14 protein-coding genes are annotated in these 14,412 nt (G+C 61.9%); 7 read left to right on the top strand and 7 right to left on the bottom strand.

Features of this window, described 5'->3' with window-relative positions; translation table 11 throughout:
• Positions 1–6: 6 nt before the first annotated feature.
• The 3 genes from HX812_RS03485 (at position 7) to HX812_RS03475 (ending at position 4,203) form a co-directional block, all read left to right on the top strand.
• Complete coding sequence (locus tag HX812_RS03485) at positions 7–795, top strand: molecular chaperone (protein ID WP_038844075.1); 789 nt, start codon at positions 7–9, stop codon at positions 793–795.
• Between the two features lie 139 nt (positions 796–934).
• On the top strand, positions 935–3,229 hold the full coding sequence (locus HX812_RS03480; RefSeq protein ID WP_152514698.1) for a fimbria/pilus outer membrane usher protein: 2,295 nt from the start codon (positions 935–937) through the stop codon (positions 3,227–3,229).
• Positions 3,226–4,203: a spore coat U domain-containing protein gene (locus HX812_RS03475; RefSeq protein ID WP_038844079.1), complete on the top strand. Its 978-nt coding sequence runs from the start codon at positions 3,226–3,228 to the stop codon at positions 4,201–4,203. The genes HX812_RS03480 and HX812_RS03475 overlap by 4 nt, the downstream gene beginning before the upstream one ends.
• Here HX812_RS03475 and HX812_RS03470 read toward each other — a convergent pair.
• Positions 4,200–4,937: an anti-sigma factor gene (locus HX812_RS03470; protein ID WP_038844081.1), complete on the bottom strand. Its 738-nt coding sequence runs from the start codon at positions 4,935–4,937 to the stop codon at positions 4,200–4,202. The genes HX812_RS03475 and HX812_RS03470 overlap by 4 nt on opposite strands.
• Positions 4,934–5,440, bottom strand: coding sequence for a sigma-70 family RNA polymerase sigma factor (locus tag HX812_RS03465; RefSeq protein ID WP_038844083.1), 507 nt, complete (start codon positions 5,438–5,440; stop codon positions 4,934–4,936). The genes HX812_RS03470 and HX812_RS03465 overlap by 4 nt, the downstream gene beginning before the upstream one ends.
• A 168-nt stretch (positions 5,441–5,608) precedes the next feature.
• Here HX812_RS03465 and HX812_RS03460 point away from each other — a divergent pair, with 168 nt between their 5' ends.
• Positions 5,609–6,691 carry a catalase family peroxidase gene (locus HX812_RS03460; protein WP_038844084.1) on the top strand — a complete coding sequence of 361 codons (1,083 nt, stop codon included), beginning with the start codon at positions 5,609–5,611 and terminating at the stop codon, positions 6,689–6,691.
• A complete protein-coding gene (locus HX812_RS03455; RefSeq protein ID WP_038844085.1) occupies positions 6,688–7,227 on the top strand; it encodes a cytochrome b in 540 nt (179 codons plus the stop codon). Before HX812_RS03460 ends, HX812_RS03455 begins: the two co-directional genes overlap by 4 nt.
• Here HX812_RS03455 and HX812_RS03450 read toward each other — a convergent pair.
• Complete coding sequence (locus HX812_RS03450; RefSeq protein ID WP_038844086.1) at positions 7,129–8,400, bottom strand: MFS transporter; 1,272 nt, start codon at positions 8,398–8,400, stop codon at positions 7,129–7,131. The two genes, HX812_RS03455 and HX812_RS03450, sit on opposite strands and share 99 nt — an antisense overlap.
• A 98-nt stretch (positions 8,401–8,498) precedes the next feature.
• Here HX812_RS03450 and HX812_RS03445 point away from each other — a divergent pair, with 98 nt between their 5' ends.
• Positions 8,499–8,951, top strand: coding sequence for a helix-turn-helix domain-containing protein (locus tag HX812_RS03445; RefSeq protein ID WP_038844087.1), 453 nt, complete (start codon positions 8,499–8,501; stop codon positions 8,949–8,951).
• Here HX812_RS03445 and HX812_RS03440 read toward each other — a convergent pair.
• Together HX812_RS03440 and HX812_RS03435 are read right to left on the bottom strand one after the other, a co-directional pair.
• The gene (locus HX812_RS03440; protein WP_038844089.1) at positions 8,948–10,099 is read right to left on the bottom strand and encodes a M14-type cytosolic carboxypeptidase; all 1,152 of its coding nucleotides are present in this window, start codon (positions 10,097–10,099) and stop codon (positions 8,948–8,950) included. The two genes, HX812_RS03445 and HX812_RS03440, sit on opposite strands and share 4 nt — an antisense overlap.
• Before the next feature lie 466 nt (positions 10,100–10,565).
• A complete protein-coding gene (locus HX812_RS03435; protein ID WP_038844090.1) occupies positions 10,566–10,916 on the bottom strand; it encodes a DUF6124 family protein in 351 nt (116 codons plus the stop codon).
• Between the two features lie 132 nt (positions 10,917–11,048).
• Here HX812_RS03435 and HX812_RS03430 point away from each other — a divergent pair, with 132 nt between their 5' ends.
• Positions 11,049–11,681: a LexA family transcriptional regulator gene (locus tag HX812_RS03430; RefSeq protein WP_038844091.1), complete on the top strand. Its 633-nt coding sequence runs from the start codon at positions 11,049–11,051 to the stop codon at positions 11,679–11,681.
• Here HX812_RS03430 and HX812_RS03425 read toward each other — a convergent pair.
• On the bottom strand, positions 11,678–13,603 hold the full coding sequence (locus HX812_RS03425) for an acetyl/propionyl/methylcrotonyl-CoA carboxylase subunit alpha (protein WP_038844093.1): 1,926 nt from the start codon (positions 13,601–13,603) through the stop codon (positions 11,678–11,680). The two genes, HX812_RS03430 and HX812_RS03425, sit on opposite strands and share 4 nt — an antisense overlap.
• The gene (locus tag HX812_RS03420) at positions 13,600–14,406 is read right to left on the bottom strand and encodes a gamma-carboxygeranoyl-CoA hydratase (RefSeq protein WP_038844094.1); all 807 of its coding nucleotides are present in this window, start codon (positions 14,404–14,406) and stop codon (positions 13,600–13,602) included. Before HX812_RS03420 ends, HX812_RS03425 begins: the two co-directional genes overlap by 4 nt.
• Positions 14,407–14,412: the final 6 nt, after the last annotated feature.

Genomic DNA, 14,412 nt, shown 5'->3' with positions numbered 1-14,412 from the left:
GGGGTTATGCGTTCACCTTCCCGGCGGTTGTGGGCCGCGGGTATTGCCTTGAGTGCCGCGTGCACGGCGGGGTTTGTGCAGGCGGCCAGCTCGGTGTTGATCTGGCCCATTGACCCGGTGCTGGAGGCTGATCAACAGGCCAGCGCACTGTGGTTGGAAAACCGTGGGAGCGAAACCGCGAGCCTGCAGATTCGTGTATTTGCGTGGAGCCAGAGCGGCTACGACGAGCAATACCAGAACCAGCGCGATGTGATCGGCAGCCCGCCCGTGGCACGCATCGAGCCGGGGCAAAAACAACTGGTACGCCTGACCCGCACCCGTGAAGTGCCACCGGGGCAAGAGTTGGCCTACCGCATCATCATCGATGAAATCCCTTCGCCGTTGCAGGTGCCCACGCCGCCTGAGGGCAAGAACACCGCAGCAGCCATTCGCTTTCAGATGCGTTATTCGGTGCCGCTGTTCGCCTATGGCGCGGGGCTGTGGAGCAAAGAGGACAGCACACGCCAACGTGATCCCAAGGGCGCCGGCAAGCCGGACTTGAGTTGGCAGAAAGTGACGGTGGCGGGGCGCAACTATCTCGAAGTACGCAACCAGGGCGCCGTGCATGCGCGCCTCACCGATGCTTCATTCAAGCAGGGCGGGCAGACACGGCCCTTGGTGGACGGCCTGCTCGGCTATGTCTTGCCAGGCGCAACCATGCGCTGGCCGGTGCCGGATGGGCTGTCGGCAGACCAGCCCCTGCAGGTCAGGATCAACGGTGCGCAACAGCTGGAGAACCTCGCGCCAAAGCGGTAGCCGGGTGTAGCGGGGCGGGAAGCGCCGGGATTTAAGCGGATGGAGATGTCCATTGAAGGACACAACGCCATGTGTGAGTCGTGGTCGGGCTCGTCGTCTATGGCCGTCGGTAGCAGTGGTAAGCGGGCTATGGGCCGCAATGGTTGCGCCCCAGGGCGTGGCTGGCGACCTGCCACCGCCGCCGAGCAGTATGGAGGCTGTCGCCGATGCACAGTTGTTTCTGGAGCTGGTGGTCAATCAGATGGACACCGGCCGCGTCATCGCGGTCGATCAACGCGCCGGTCAGCTCTATGTGCCCGCCAGTGCGTTGCAGGATGTGGGCATGACGCTGCCCGGTGAACTGAGCGGCAGCGTGGCGCTGGACCGGATCCCCGGCCTGCACAGTGATTACGACAGCAACGGCCAGCGGCTGCTGCTGGATGTGCCGCCGGCGTGGTTGAAGGAGCAATTCATCGGCAACCGCAACACCTATCCCCGTACCCAGGCGATGAGCAGTTTCGGCGCCTTGCTCAACTATGACCTGTACTTCAACGACACTGACGAAGGCGGCAGCTACCTCGCCGCCTGGAACGAAGTGCGACTGTTCGACAACTGGGGTACCTTGTCCAATACCGGCCAGTATCGCCAGACCCTGGCCGAGGGTGTCAGCAGCAGTACCTTCAACAATGGCTACCGGCGTTATGACACAACCTGGCGTTTCTCCGATGATGAGCGGCTACTGACCTACGAGGCCGGTGACGTGATCAGCGGTGCTTTGCCCTGGAGCAGCTCGGTACGCCTGGGCGGTGTGCAGTTTTCACGGGACTTCGCCGTGCGCCCGGACCTGGTGACCTACCCCTTGCCGCAATTTGCCGGTGAAGCTGCCGTGCCGTCCTCGGTGGACCTGTTTATCAACGGCTACAAATCCGACAGTGCACTGCTGCAACCAGGGCCTTACACCCTGACCAACGTGCCGTTTATCAATGGTGCGGGTGAGGCAGTGGTGGTGACCACCGACGCGTTGGGTCGCCAGGTGTCAACCACGGTGCCGTTTTATGTGACGAGTTCGCTGCTGCAAAAAGGCCTGACGGATTTCTCGGTGGCCGCCGGTTCCTTGCGCCGGGAATACACCTTGAAAGATTTTGCCTACGGGCCTGGCGTCGCCAGCGGCACCTTTCGTTATGGTTATTCCGACAACCTGACCCTGGAAAGCCATGCCGAGGCGTCCAGTGACCTGACCCTCGGCGGCCTGGGTGGCAACTTGCGGCTGGGCAACTTCGGCGTGCTCAACACCGCCGTCAGCCAAAGCCAGTTCGAAGGGCGCAGCGGCCAGCAACTGAGCCTGGGGTATTCATACAACAGCACGCGCTACAGCCTGTCGTACCAGCGGGTCGAGCGGCGCGATGAGTACGCCGACCTGACCCTGGTCGACACCCCTTACGCCAGTCTCAGCAAGCGCAGTGAGCAGGTGACCTTGAGCCTCAACCTTGAGCGTTTCGGCAGTCTGGGCGTAGGTTACTTCGACGTGCAGGCAGCGGACGATTCGCGCACGCGCTTGCTCAACCTGAGTTGGAGCAAGCCGCTGTGGCACAACACCAGTTTCTACCTGTCGGCCAACCGTGAGATCGGTGACAGCAACTGGGCGATGCAGGCGCAGCTGGTTATCCCGTTCGACCTCAACGGCAGCCTGGCCGTGAGTACCGAGCGCAGCAAAGATGGCGCCAGCCGCCAGCGCCTCAATTACAGCCGTGCGGTGCCGAGCGAAGGTGGGGTGGGCTACAACCTCGGTTATGCCCAGGGCGATGGCCCGACCTACCGGCAGGCCGACCTGACCTGGCGCTTGCAGTCGGTGCAGTTGCAGGCCGGCGTATATGGCAGCAGCGACGCCGAGACGCGCTGGGCGGATGCCAGTGGCTCGCTGGTGTGGATGGGCGGCGATATGTTTGCCGCCAACCGTATCAACGACGCCTTTGTGGTGGTGAGTACCCAGGGTTTCGCTGGGATTCCGGTGCGCTATGAAAACCAGTTGGTCGGCGAGACCGATCGCAACGGCCACTTGCTGGTGCCCTGGAGCAGTGCGTATTACCGCGGCAAATATGAAATCGATCCGCTGAACCTCCCGCTCAACGTGCAGAGCCCGAATGTGGAGCAGCGTGTGTCGGTGCGCCGTGGCAGCGGCTACTTGCTGGAGTTTCCATTGCGTCGAGTGCTCGCGGCCAGTGTCACGCTGGTGGACACCCAGCATCAGGAGTTGCCCCTGGGCAGCCTGGTGGTGCATGAGCAAAGCGGCCAGCAGGCGGTGGTGGGCTGGGATGGCCTGGTGTACCTGGAAAACCTCTCGGCCCATAACACGTTGCAGGTCACGTTGGGTGAAGGGCGTACGTGCCAGGCGCGGTTCGAGATGGACGAGCAACAACAGGGCGTGCCGTTGATTGGGCCGTTGGTGTGCCAATGAGAGGGCGCCGCATTGCGTTGATAGGCAGTTTGCTGCTCTGCGGTAGTGCGTCGGCCGCTTGCTCGGTGGTGGCGACCGCGCCGGTCAGTTTTGGCTCCGTCAGCTCAATGGCGGTGAACACGACGGTGCAAGGCAGTTCCACTGCCAATGCCGGGCTGCGCTGCACACCGACCCTGATCGCGCTGGTGCCGGGCAGCGACCACTTCGTTGCCACTATTACCTCTGCCACGTCAGGTATGGTGGGACCGACCGGAGACGTGATCGGTTACACGATCTATGGCAATAACAGCGCCAGTTTCCCTATCAATCGCGGGGTGGCTTTCGATTTTGGTACCAATGGCATTGCCTCGTCCTTTGGCTTGGTCGCCGGGCCCGGTGCCAAAACCCTGCCGTTATATGTCGGCAGTATTACCGGCAGCAACGTGGCGGCGGGGGTCTATACGGAGACCTTGAACATTGTCTGGAGTTGGGATTACTGCTCACTCCTGAGCCTGGGCAATGCGTGCCTGGCGCGCGACAAGAGTTCCAACCCGCCGGTGGCGAGCCTGACAGTGAGCATGACGGTCACCAACGACTGCCAGATCACCGCGCCGAATATCAGCTTTGGCAGCGCCCCGGTCATCAGCGGATTTACCGCCGTAACCGGGCAGACCATCAATATCGCCTGCACCAAGGGCAGTGCCTACACCGTAGGCTTGAGCGACGGCCAAAACGCCGCCAGCGTGGGCGGTCGGCGGCGAATGATCTCGGGCAGCAACTACCTGGCCTATGACATCTTCAAAAGCGCCGGCACGACCCGGTGGGGCAGTGTCGGTTCAGCTCGTCGGGCCAGCAGTACAGCCGAGATCAACCCCGGCAATGGTCTGGGCACCGGCAGCCAGGTGTTCAACTACAACGCCCGGATCTACACCGACCAGACCACGCCTCCCGGCGGCACCTACGTGGACAACGTGGTGCTCGACGTCGGTTTCTAGAACTTCAGCTGCGGCGGGCCAGGCTGATCCACCGGACTGACCACCGCATAGTTGTAGCCAGCACCCGACCAGTATTGCGCCTGTAAGCCATCGGCACTGCGGCTGCCCCTTGGCAGGAAACCGTTTTCCGGTCCCGGTGGGCGGATGTAGAAACTGATGCGCCGGCCTTGCGGGTCTTCATACAGCACCATGGCGGCGGCGCCTTGTTCGGTGGTGAGCAGGCGCCCGCTGACCGGCGTGAATCCTGAGGCGCTCAAGTCGGGCAGGCGATGCGCTTGGTTGAAATAGCGGTCGAGCCAGGCTTGCATCGTGCCGCCGCCCTGCACCTTATAGTCGGCGGGCATGATGCCGTCCTGGGCAAACAGGCGGAACGCCTGCATCGCATCGGCCATGGGCAGTTGGGCAGGCTGGGTGGCCTCACGGACGTGCCAGCCACCGACTCCCCCGAGGCTGACGGCGATCAGCAGCACGGCGGCCGTAGCCAAGTGGCGTCGTGATTGGCGCTTGATGCGCTGGCGGATCAGTGCCGGGTCCAGGTCCGGGTTGGCCGGCTGTTGCAGGGCACCGCCCAGCGCAGCGCGCAGTAACTGCGCGTCGTGTTGCCAGGCGTGGACCTGGGCGGCGACGTCCGGGTGGGCCGCCAAGTAGGTTTCAAGCACGCGGCGATCACTCTCCAGCAGTTGGTGATCGACGTAGGCATGCAAATCGCGTTCGCTGGGGGGCAGGCTGATCATTTGAGTATCCGCAGGGAAGGGCTGGCAATTTCGCCATCACTGAGTTGACGCAGGGCTTGGCGTGCCCGGGACAGGCGCGACATCACGGTGCCGATGGGCACATCAAGGATGTCGGCTATTTCCTTGTAGCTCAGGCCTTCGACCGAAACCCACAGCAGCAGCGCACGCTGCTCGGTGTTGAGTTGATCGAAGGCTTGCAGGGTCGACTGGGCGATCACCGTGCGTTCCACCGACGGCTGTGCATCGTCACGCCCGGTGAAGAACTCCAGCATGCGCGCATAGCGGCGGGTGCGGCGGTGGGCGTCGAGGAACTGCCGGTAGAGGATCGAAAACAGCCAGGCGCGCAAGTCGCCTTCGACGCGTTTGTCGGCCCAACTGATGATCGCCCGTTCCAGGGTCGACTGCACCAGATCGTCGGCGCTGCTGGCGTTACGGGTCAGGGACACGGCAAAGCGCCGTAGCCTTGGGATGAGTTCACGTAACTGTTCGTCGAGTTCATGCATGGGAATCTGGCTGGTCACTACGCTGGGACTAGAGAGACGTGCGGCGTTGAAGGTTATTCCCAATCCAGGGAAATAAATCAAAGGCCAGGGAATAGAGCCGATCGGCGTTCGTCTTAATGCTCCGACCTTATGTTTACCCCCTAAGGCCTTTGGCCCTGGAGTTCCTTCATGGTAGATCACTCATCACCGCCCCGTCCTCCGCTGAGCACTGCGAGCCTGATCGCGCGCCTGGCAGGTATCGGTGCCGTGGTTGCGGTTATGGCGGGGGCTTTTGCCTACGTCAACGGCACCCTCGACCCACAGCGCTTGCGCCCGAAAACCCTGGTCAATGCCCTGGAAACCAACAACGGCGTGCACCCAGGCTTTCGGCGTAACCACGCCAAGGGCGTGTGCGTGGCCGGGTATTTCGAGAGCAGTGCAGAAGCCCGCGCCTACTCCAGCGCCCAGGTGTTCAGCGAGTCCAAGACGCCGTTGATCGGACGGTTCGCCTTGCCGAGCGGTAACCCCTACGCGCCGGACAGCAGTGTGCCGATCCGCAGTTTTGCCGTGCAGTTCAGCCAGGCCAACGGCCAGCAATGGCGCACCGGCATGAACAGCATGCCGGTGTTCCCGGTGGGCACGCCCGAGGCGTTCTACCAAATGCTCAAGGCCGGTGCGCCGCAGCCTGCCACCGGCAAGCCTGACCCGGCGAGCATGCCGGCATTTTTTGCTGCTCATCCCGAGACGGCGCCGTTCCTGGCGTGGGTCAAGACCGCCAAGCCTTCGGCCAGTTATGCGACCGAAACCTACAACGGCATTAACGCGTTCTTCCTGGTAGGGGCCGATGGCAAGCGCCAGGCCGTGCGTTGGGGCGTGGTGCCGCAGAGCCAGGATGCGGCGGGCGATACCGCGCCTGCGGGCGGTGATTTCCTGGAAAAGGACCTGGTCCAGCGCCTGTCGAGCGGGCCGCTGCGCTGGCAGTTGAACATGACCCTGGCCAACCCCGGCGACCCCGTGGACGATGCAAGCAAGGCCTGGACCGGCGAGCATAAAGTCATCAACGCCGGCACCCTGGTGCTGCAAAGCAGCCAGCCGCAGGCGGATGGCGATTGCCGCGATATCAACTTTGATCCACTGATTCTGCCCAGCGGCATCGAAGCCTCCAATGACCCGTTGCTGGCAGCCCGTTCGGCGGCGTACGCCAGCTCGTACCTGCGTCGTGCTGGTGAAGTCAGCCCGTTGCACAGCGCCCCTCAGGAGTCGAAGCCATGAATGCCCAACCCCGGTTTTTTGCGCCCCTGGCGCGCCTGCTGCACTGGCTGATGGCGCTGATGGTCATCGCTATGCTGTTTATCGGCGCGGGTCTGGCGGCCTCGGTTTCGGAGCGGCATGAGTGGTTGATCCACCTGCACAAGCCGTTGGGTATCGCGATCCTGGCCTTGGTGATCGTGCGTTTGGTCGTGCGCTTCTCTACGCGCCAACCGCCGTTGCCTGCTGACTTGCCGCTGTGGCAAGCGCTGGCGGCCAAGGCGTCCCATCTGGTGTTGTATGCGTTGATGCTGGTATTGCCACTGCTGGGCTGGGCGATGATTTCGGCGGCGGGCGACCCGGTGATGCTCAGCAGTTCGGTACAGTTGCCGGCACTGGTGGGGGCGAACGCGCCGTTGTTCGCGGTGCTGCGCAGGGCACACGGGTTTCTGGCCTATCTGCTATTCCTGACAGTGCTGTTGCACCTGGCGGCGGCGTTGTTCCATGGCTTGATCCGCCGCGACGGCGTGCTGCAAAGCATGACCGGCAGCAAGGACTGAAACAGGTTTGGCGGGCAGTGTGGCCAGCCAGTAGATCAGTGCCAGCAGGTTGATGGCGGCGCCGAGGCCACACACACCGATCCAACCGCCCCAGGCATACAGTGCGGTTGCGCTGATGGAGCCCAGCGCACTGCCCACCGAGTAAAACAGCATGTAGCCGGCCACCAATCGACTCTGGGCATCAGGGCGCACGGCGTAGATCAGGCTTTGGCTGGTGACATGCACGGCTTGCAGGCCCAAGTCGAACACAATCACGCCGAGCACCAATGCCCACAGCGACGATTGGGTAAAGCCGATGGCAACCCAGGACAGCAGCATCAGCAGCAATGCCGTGCCGCTGGTCCACTGGGCAAAGCCTTTGTCGGCCAAGCGACCGGCGCGTGCAGCACCGAGCGCTCCGGCGGCGCCAGCAAGTCCGAACAGGCCGATTTCTGTGTGGGAAAGCGACAGCGGCGGGGCGCTCAAGGGCAGTACCAGTGGCGTCCACAAGACGGTGCCGGCGGCGAAAATCAACATCGCCAGCACAGCGCGGTCACGCAGGACCTTTTCCTCCTTGAACAGGCTGAAGACCGAGCGGATCAACGCGCCATAAGTGCCGGCGGCGCGCGGTTGTTCGGTGCTTGGCAATACGCGCCACAGCAAGACGGCCATCAATAGCGTCATGCCCGCTGACAGCAGGTAAACCGAGCGCCATCCCGCCAGGTCGGCCATCACGCCGGACACCGAGCGAGCCAGTAGCAAACCGACCACGATACCGCTGGTGACCAACCCCACCACCTGCCCGCGCTGTTCGGGCGACGCCAGATGTGCGGCCAGAGCCACTAGCACTTGGGCGACCACCGCCAACAGGCCGGTCAGTGCCATGCCGGCCAACAGCCAGAAACTGTTTGAGGACAATCCCACCATCAGCACGGCCAGCGTGGAGAGCAGCAGTTGGCTGACGATCAGCTTGCGCCAGTTGAGCAAGTCCCCGAGCGGCACCAGCAATAACAGGCCCACGCCATAACCGACCTGGGTGAGGGCGATGATGATGCCGACAGTGGCGTGGTCCATGGCAAAGGTTTGCGCCATGGCGTCGAGCAACGGCTGGGCGTAGTAGACATTGGCCACTGACAGGCCACAGGCGATGGCGAACAGCATCACCACTTTGTTACTCAAGGGGGAGGAAGGCATGGGGATAACCTTTGTGGTTTTAAAATGAAACCAGTTGTACCGTAAGGATTCCGGTTTTATATTGCAACTACTTTTTTGTTCGACGACAGGCAGCCCCGATGGTCAAGCTCACCCGCTTTGAAAGCGCCGAATGCCCGGTGGCGCGCTCACTGGATGCGATTGGCGATGGCTGGTCGCTGCTGATCATTCGCGATGCGTTTGATGGGATTCGCCGTTTTGGTGAGTTTCAGCGCAGCCTGGGAATGGCCAAGAACATCTTGTCCACGCGCTTGCGCAGTTTGGTGGCCCATGGGGTATTGGAAATCGTGCCGGCGTCGGATGGCAGTGCGTACCAGGAGTACGTACTGACGGAAAAGGGGCTGGGCCTGTTCAACGTGATCATCGGATTGCGGCAGTGGGGCGAGGGGTTTTTCTATGGGGCAGGCGAGGCGCACTCGGTGATGGTGGACAGCGCCAACGGCGAGCCGCTGCGAGCGCTGGAGTTGCGCTCGGCGGATGGGCGGTTGCTGGGGCCTGAGGATTGTCGGCGGGTGCCCACCGACTCGGTTTAGCGCAAGACGTCGACGATATCGGCCACGCTGCTCAACACATCCTTGCCCAGTTGCATCGAGCGTTTACCTGACCAACCGGTGAGCGGGTTGGGGGCGTCGTCGTTGTCCTTGAAGGGCATTTCCAGGGTCAGGGACAGGCAGTCGAACTGCTGGCCGACGGCATTGCACGCCAGGGTCATGTTGGCTTCGCCCGGCAGGTCGCGGGTGTAGCCATAGGTGGTCTGGAAATCGCGGGTCAGGCCGCTCAAGTGGCTGCGGAAGTGTTTTTCCAGGGCCTCGATGCGCGGCGTGTAGCCGGGGTTGCCTTCGCAGCCGGCGGTGAAGACGTAGGGGATTTCCTCGTCGCCGTGGATATCGAGGAACAGGTCGACGCCGTATTGTTCCATCTGTTGCTGCACGAACAACACTTCCGGGCTGATCGCCTGGCTGGCGCTCTGCCAGGCGCGGTTGAGGTCCTGGCCCGCGGCGTTGGTGCGCAGGTGGCCGTGGAACGCGCCGTCCGGGTTCATGTTGGGCACCAGGTACAAATCGGCGGCTTTCAGCAGTTTTTTCAGCTCGGCGTCACCGTCCTGTTGCAGGCGTTCAATGATGCCTTCCATAAACCATTCGGCCATGTGCTCGCCGGGATGCTGTTGGGCGATGATCCAGACCTTGCGGCGGCCTTCGCCACCTTTGCCGCGACGCAGCAGTTGGATATCACGTCCTTCGACACTTTTACCGGTGGCCAGCAGTTGAGTCCCGGCGCGGGTCAAGGCTTGCTCGATCAGCCAGTCGTGGCGCTCACGGCTGTAGGGTTCGAAGTAGGCAATCCAGGCGTGCTTCTCGCGGGTCTCAAGGCTGATATGCAGGATTTCACCATCAAAGCGCGAAGGCACACGGAACCAGTTGATATGGTCGTAGGACGCCACGGCGTTGTAGCCGCTCCACGCGTGTGGGTAGGACGATTTGCTCGCGTTGCTCAGGCGAAAGACATGGGTGTGGCCCACGTGCATGCCTTCGGCCTTGAAGTGGAACCACTGGAAGTGTTGGCTACGGGTGTCGGGTTTGATAGCGAGCAACAACTGATGGGAATCGTGGGCATCCAGAACCTGGATATTGCCACTGTCGAAGTCGGTGCTGATCCTGATGGAGGTCAAGGCCACGGTCATAGTCTGTTTGCCTGAATATGAGTGTTGTGGCGGCTATAGTACACAGGAGTCTGGTAAAGACTGGATGCAAAAATTGTTGCATGGGGGAGGGGGCGTCATCCTTGACGCCGCACCAGCTTAGAATCTATGAGATTGATTCTCAAGCGCTATTTCGCAAAGGTTTGGACTAGAGCGTTCGACTGGCTTTCTTTTGGCGATGGTCTTTTGCTACCATGCGCGCCATCGAGCAACACACAGTCTTCATTAGCCTGAAGCCATGCCAGGGAAACTGGCAAAAAAAAGACCCGGCCAAAGAGCCGGGTCAAAAACCGTGATTAGCCTGATGAGGAGATATTCCAAGAGTCCGACCTAAGGTCCCTTGGTCTATCGACTGATCTCGCGATCAGCTGGGTCCAATAATAATCATTATCATTTGCAAGTCAAATGTTTTTATCCGTCAGATAGAAATATTTTTCTTCTGCGTCTGTTATCCGTTCGCTTGAGCCGCTGGCGCCTGCAACGACCGCTCTACCATCGCCTTCGCCATATCAATCAAATACACCACCGAAAACGCCAGGTCGCGATGATTGCCTTGATGGCTGCTCGCGGATTCATAGGCCGTGGCTGCGGCACTTCGCAACAGGTCTGAGGCGTGTACGAGGGCTTCCTCCTGGCTGATGCCCGGCTTGATGGCGAACAGCGCGCCGTCAGGGGCTGCTGCCGACATTTCTTCTTTCAAGTAAAAGTCCAACGCGCGCTGGGCGGCACCGCTGCTGCGCAGGTCGTGCATTTCGGTGTCTTCAGGGAGTTCAGGCAGGAGATACGGGTTGGTCGTCATAAGGGGCGGTACTCTGTTGTGGGTGTCGAAAACCTTATGTTCGATGATAGTACGTATCGTATTTATGTCGTTTTATGGATTACTACAAACTGTTTATTGCCCTGAAAACTACGTGACGTATTGTCAGCTCCCATGGATAACTGGATTGCGTTGGTCAAGACCAACATGGAAGACCGCAAGGTCACGCAGGGTGAATTGGCTGAGCGCCTGGGCATGTCCCAAGGCGGCGTTGGCCACTGGCTAAACAAACGCCGTGCACCCAGCGTGGTGGACATGAACCGGGTGTTGGCGGCGCTGGGGTTGGGGTACCTGGAAGTCGCGCTGGACATTCGCGAACGGCCCGATGAGGCGCCTGCGCAGAAGAACTACAACCCGTATTTCCGCTACCCGGTCAGCGATTGGAAAGGGTTGTGCGAGGTTCGCGAAGAGCGTGCGACCTATGGCGCTGTGCGCTTCGAACTCACGGATTACCCTGCTCAGGGGGACGCGTTCTGGCTGCCAGTCACAGGCGACGCCATGACCGCGCCTAGCGGCTTGAGCGTCAGTGCGGGCATGATGATCCTGGTCGACCCGGCCATCAAGGCCGAGCCTGGCAAGCTGGTGGTCGCCCAACGAGCCGGGAGCCCTCAGGCGACCTTCCGCCAGTTGCTGGAAGAAAGCGGCCAGCTTTACCTGGTACCGCTCAATCCCACCTACCCCAAGCAGCCATTCACCGACGATTGCCAGATCCTGGGAGTTGTTGTTCAAGCCACGGCGAAGTTCTAGTCGACCGTTTCGAGCGCCACCAACGCGCAGCCTTCTGCAACCATTTCACCTTCCTGGCAGAACAGCGCCTTGACCACCCCGGCGTGAGGCGCACGGATGCTGTGCTCCATCTTCATGGCCTCCAGCACTACCAGTTGCGTGCCGGCTTCGACAGGCTGCCCGACCTCCACCAGCACCCGCACGATGCTGCCGTTCATCGGCGCCATGAGGCCGCCTTGGTGAGACTGGTTGGCCTCAACCGCCGCAATCGGGTCGAACAATGTGACGGCCTGCATCTCGCCGTCCCAGCGCAAAAACAGACTGCCGTCGCTGCGGATCGCCAGATGGCTGTGACGCACGCCGTGTTGCTCGATCAGCAGATGTTCGCCACGCAGCTGTGGCGCCTCAGCCGCCAGCGTCACCAACCGATCCTGGCCATTGCAGCTCAAATGCAGCGAAACTTCGGCAGGCAACCCGGCGCGAAACCCTCGCGTATCCGCCCAAGGCCCATCACTCTTCGGCACGCTCTGAATGAAGGCCGCGCCTGCCGCTTGCCAAAATTCATTACACAATTCCCCAGGTGCTGGCAGCAGCTGCTCCTGATAGCGCGGAATAAACCCGGTATCCAACTCAGCCGCTGCAAACGCCGGGTGCCCGATGATGCGCCGCAAAAATCCCAGGTTGGTCTTCAGCCCGCCGATGGCAAACTCGTCCAGCATGGTCAGCAACCGCAATCGCGCCTGTTCACGGTCTTCACCCCAGGCAATCAGCTTGCCGAGCATGGGGTCGTAGAACGGCGACACACTGTCGCCTTGCTCCACACCGCTGTCCACGCGGCGCCCAGGACCCGGTGCGGACTCACGGTACAGCGCCAGGTGCCCGGTGGCGGGCAGGAAGTCATTGGCGGGGTCTTCGGCATACAGCCGCACTTCGATGGCATGGCCGATCAGCGGCACCTGCTCCTGGGTGATCGGCAGCGCTTCGCCTTGGGCGACACGGATCTGCCAGGCCACCAGGTCCAGGCCGGTGATCGCTTCGGTCACCGGGTGTTCCACTTGCAGCCGCGTGTTCATCTCCATGAAGAAGAACTCGCCACGGGCGTCCAGCAAGAATTCCACGGTGCCTGCGCCGACATAGCCGATGGCCTGGGCCGCCCGCACGGCGGCTTCGCCCATGGCCTTGCGTTGTTCAACACTCAGGCCTGGTGCTGGCGCTTCTTCGACGACCTTCTGGTGGCGACGCTGGATCGAGCAGTCACGTTCATTGAGGTACAGGCAATGCCCGTGCTGGTCGGCAAACACCTGGATCTCCACGTGACGTGGCTTGAGCAGGTACTTTTCCACCAGCATCTGCCCGTTGCCGAAGGACGACAGCGCCTCGCGCTGTGCCGAGGCCAGGGCTTCGGCCAACTGGCTGACATCCTCGACTACCTTCATGCCCTTGCCGCCACCACCCGCCGTAGCCTTGAGCAGCACGGGATAGCCGATGCGCTCGCAGGCGGCGCGGAAGGTTTCCAGGTCCTGGGCTTCGCCGTGATAACCCGGCACCAAGGGGACTCCGGCGGTTTCCATCAAGGCCTTGGCGGCCGATTTGCTACCCATGGCATCGATGGCCGAGGCGGGCGGGCCGAGGAAGATTAAACCTGCTGCTTCAATCGCACGGGCAAAACCGGCGTTCTCCGACAAAAAACCGTAACCCGGATGAATCGCCTGGGCGCCGCTGGCCTGGGCCGCCGCGATCAGTTTGTCAATTTGCAGGTAGCTGTCCGTGGCCTTGCTGCCGCCCAGGTCGACGCGGATATCCGCCTCACGGCTGTGGCGTGCATCGCGGTCAGTGGCGCTGTGCACCGCCACGGTGGTCAGGCCCATGGCCTTGGCGGTGCGCATCACCCGGCAAGCAATTTCGCCACGGTTGGCCACCAGCAGGGTCGTCAACGTACTCATGAACGCGGCTCCTGCGATTGCCAGCTGGGTGGACGTTTTTGGAGGAAGGCGCGCAGGCCTTCCTGGCCTTCGGCGCTGACACGAATGCGCGCGATGGCATTTTCGCAATAGCGGCGCAGGGCCGGGGTGAGGGCGCCGTGGCCCACTTCGCGCAGCAAGTCCTTGCTGGCGCGCATGGCCGCCGGGCTGTTTTGCAGCAGGTTGGCGATCCACTGTTCGACCTGCTGATCCAACTCGCTGATCGGATAGCTTTCCGCCAACAGGCCTATCTCCCGCGCACGCTGGCCACCAAAGCGCTCGGCGGTCAGCGCATAGCGCCGTGCCGCACGCTCGCCGATGGCTTGCACCACGAACGGACTGATCACCGCCGGCGCCAGGCCAATACGTACTTCCGACAGACAGAACTGCGCATCGTCCGCGCCAATCGCCATGTCACAGCAACTGATCAACCCCAGCGCTCCGCCGTAGGCCGCGCCCTGCACCACCGCCAGGGTCGGGATTTTCAGCTTGGCCAGGTTGTACATCAACTCTGCCAGTTCGCGGGCATCGTCCAGGTTGGTGTGGTAATCCAGCTCGGCCGATTGCTGCATCCAGGCCAGGTCGGCCCCGGCGCTGAAATGCTTGCCGCGCCCACGCAGCACCAGAAAACGCAGGGACGGATCGCCCTGTACGTGGTCGAGGGCGATGATCAGTTCGCGGATCATCTCGGCGTTGAACGCGTTGTTCTTGGCTTCACGACTGAGCCACAGCGTGGCAAAACCACGGCTGTCGGTGATCAGTTCGAGGGTGTTGAAATCGCTCATGGGATA

This window comes from Pseudomonas sp. IPO3749 (assembly GCF_013386605.1).
Lineage (GTDB): Bacteria > Pseudomonadota > Gammaproteobacteria > Pseudomonadales > Pseudomonadaceae > Aquipseudomonas > Aquipseudomonas azotoformans_A.
The sequence above is the reverse complement of the archived record's forward strand: the minus strand, read 5'-3'. Positions and strand labels throughout refer to the sequence as shown.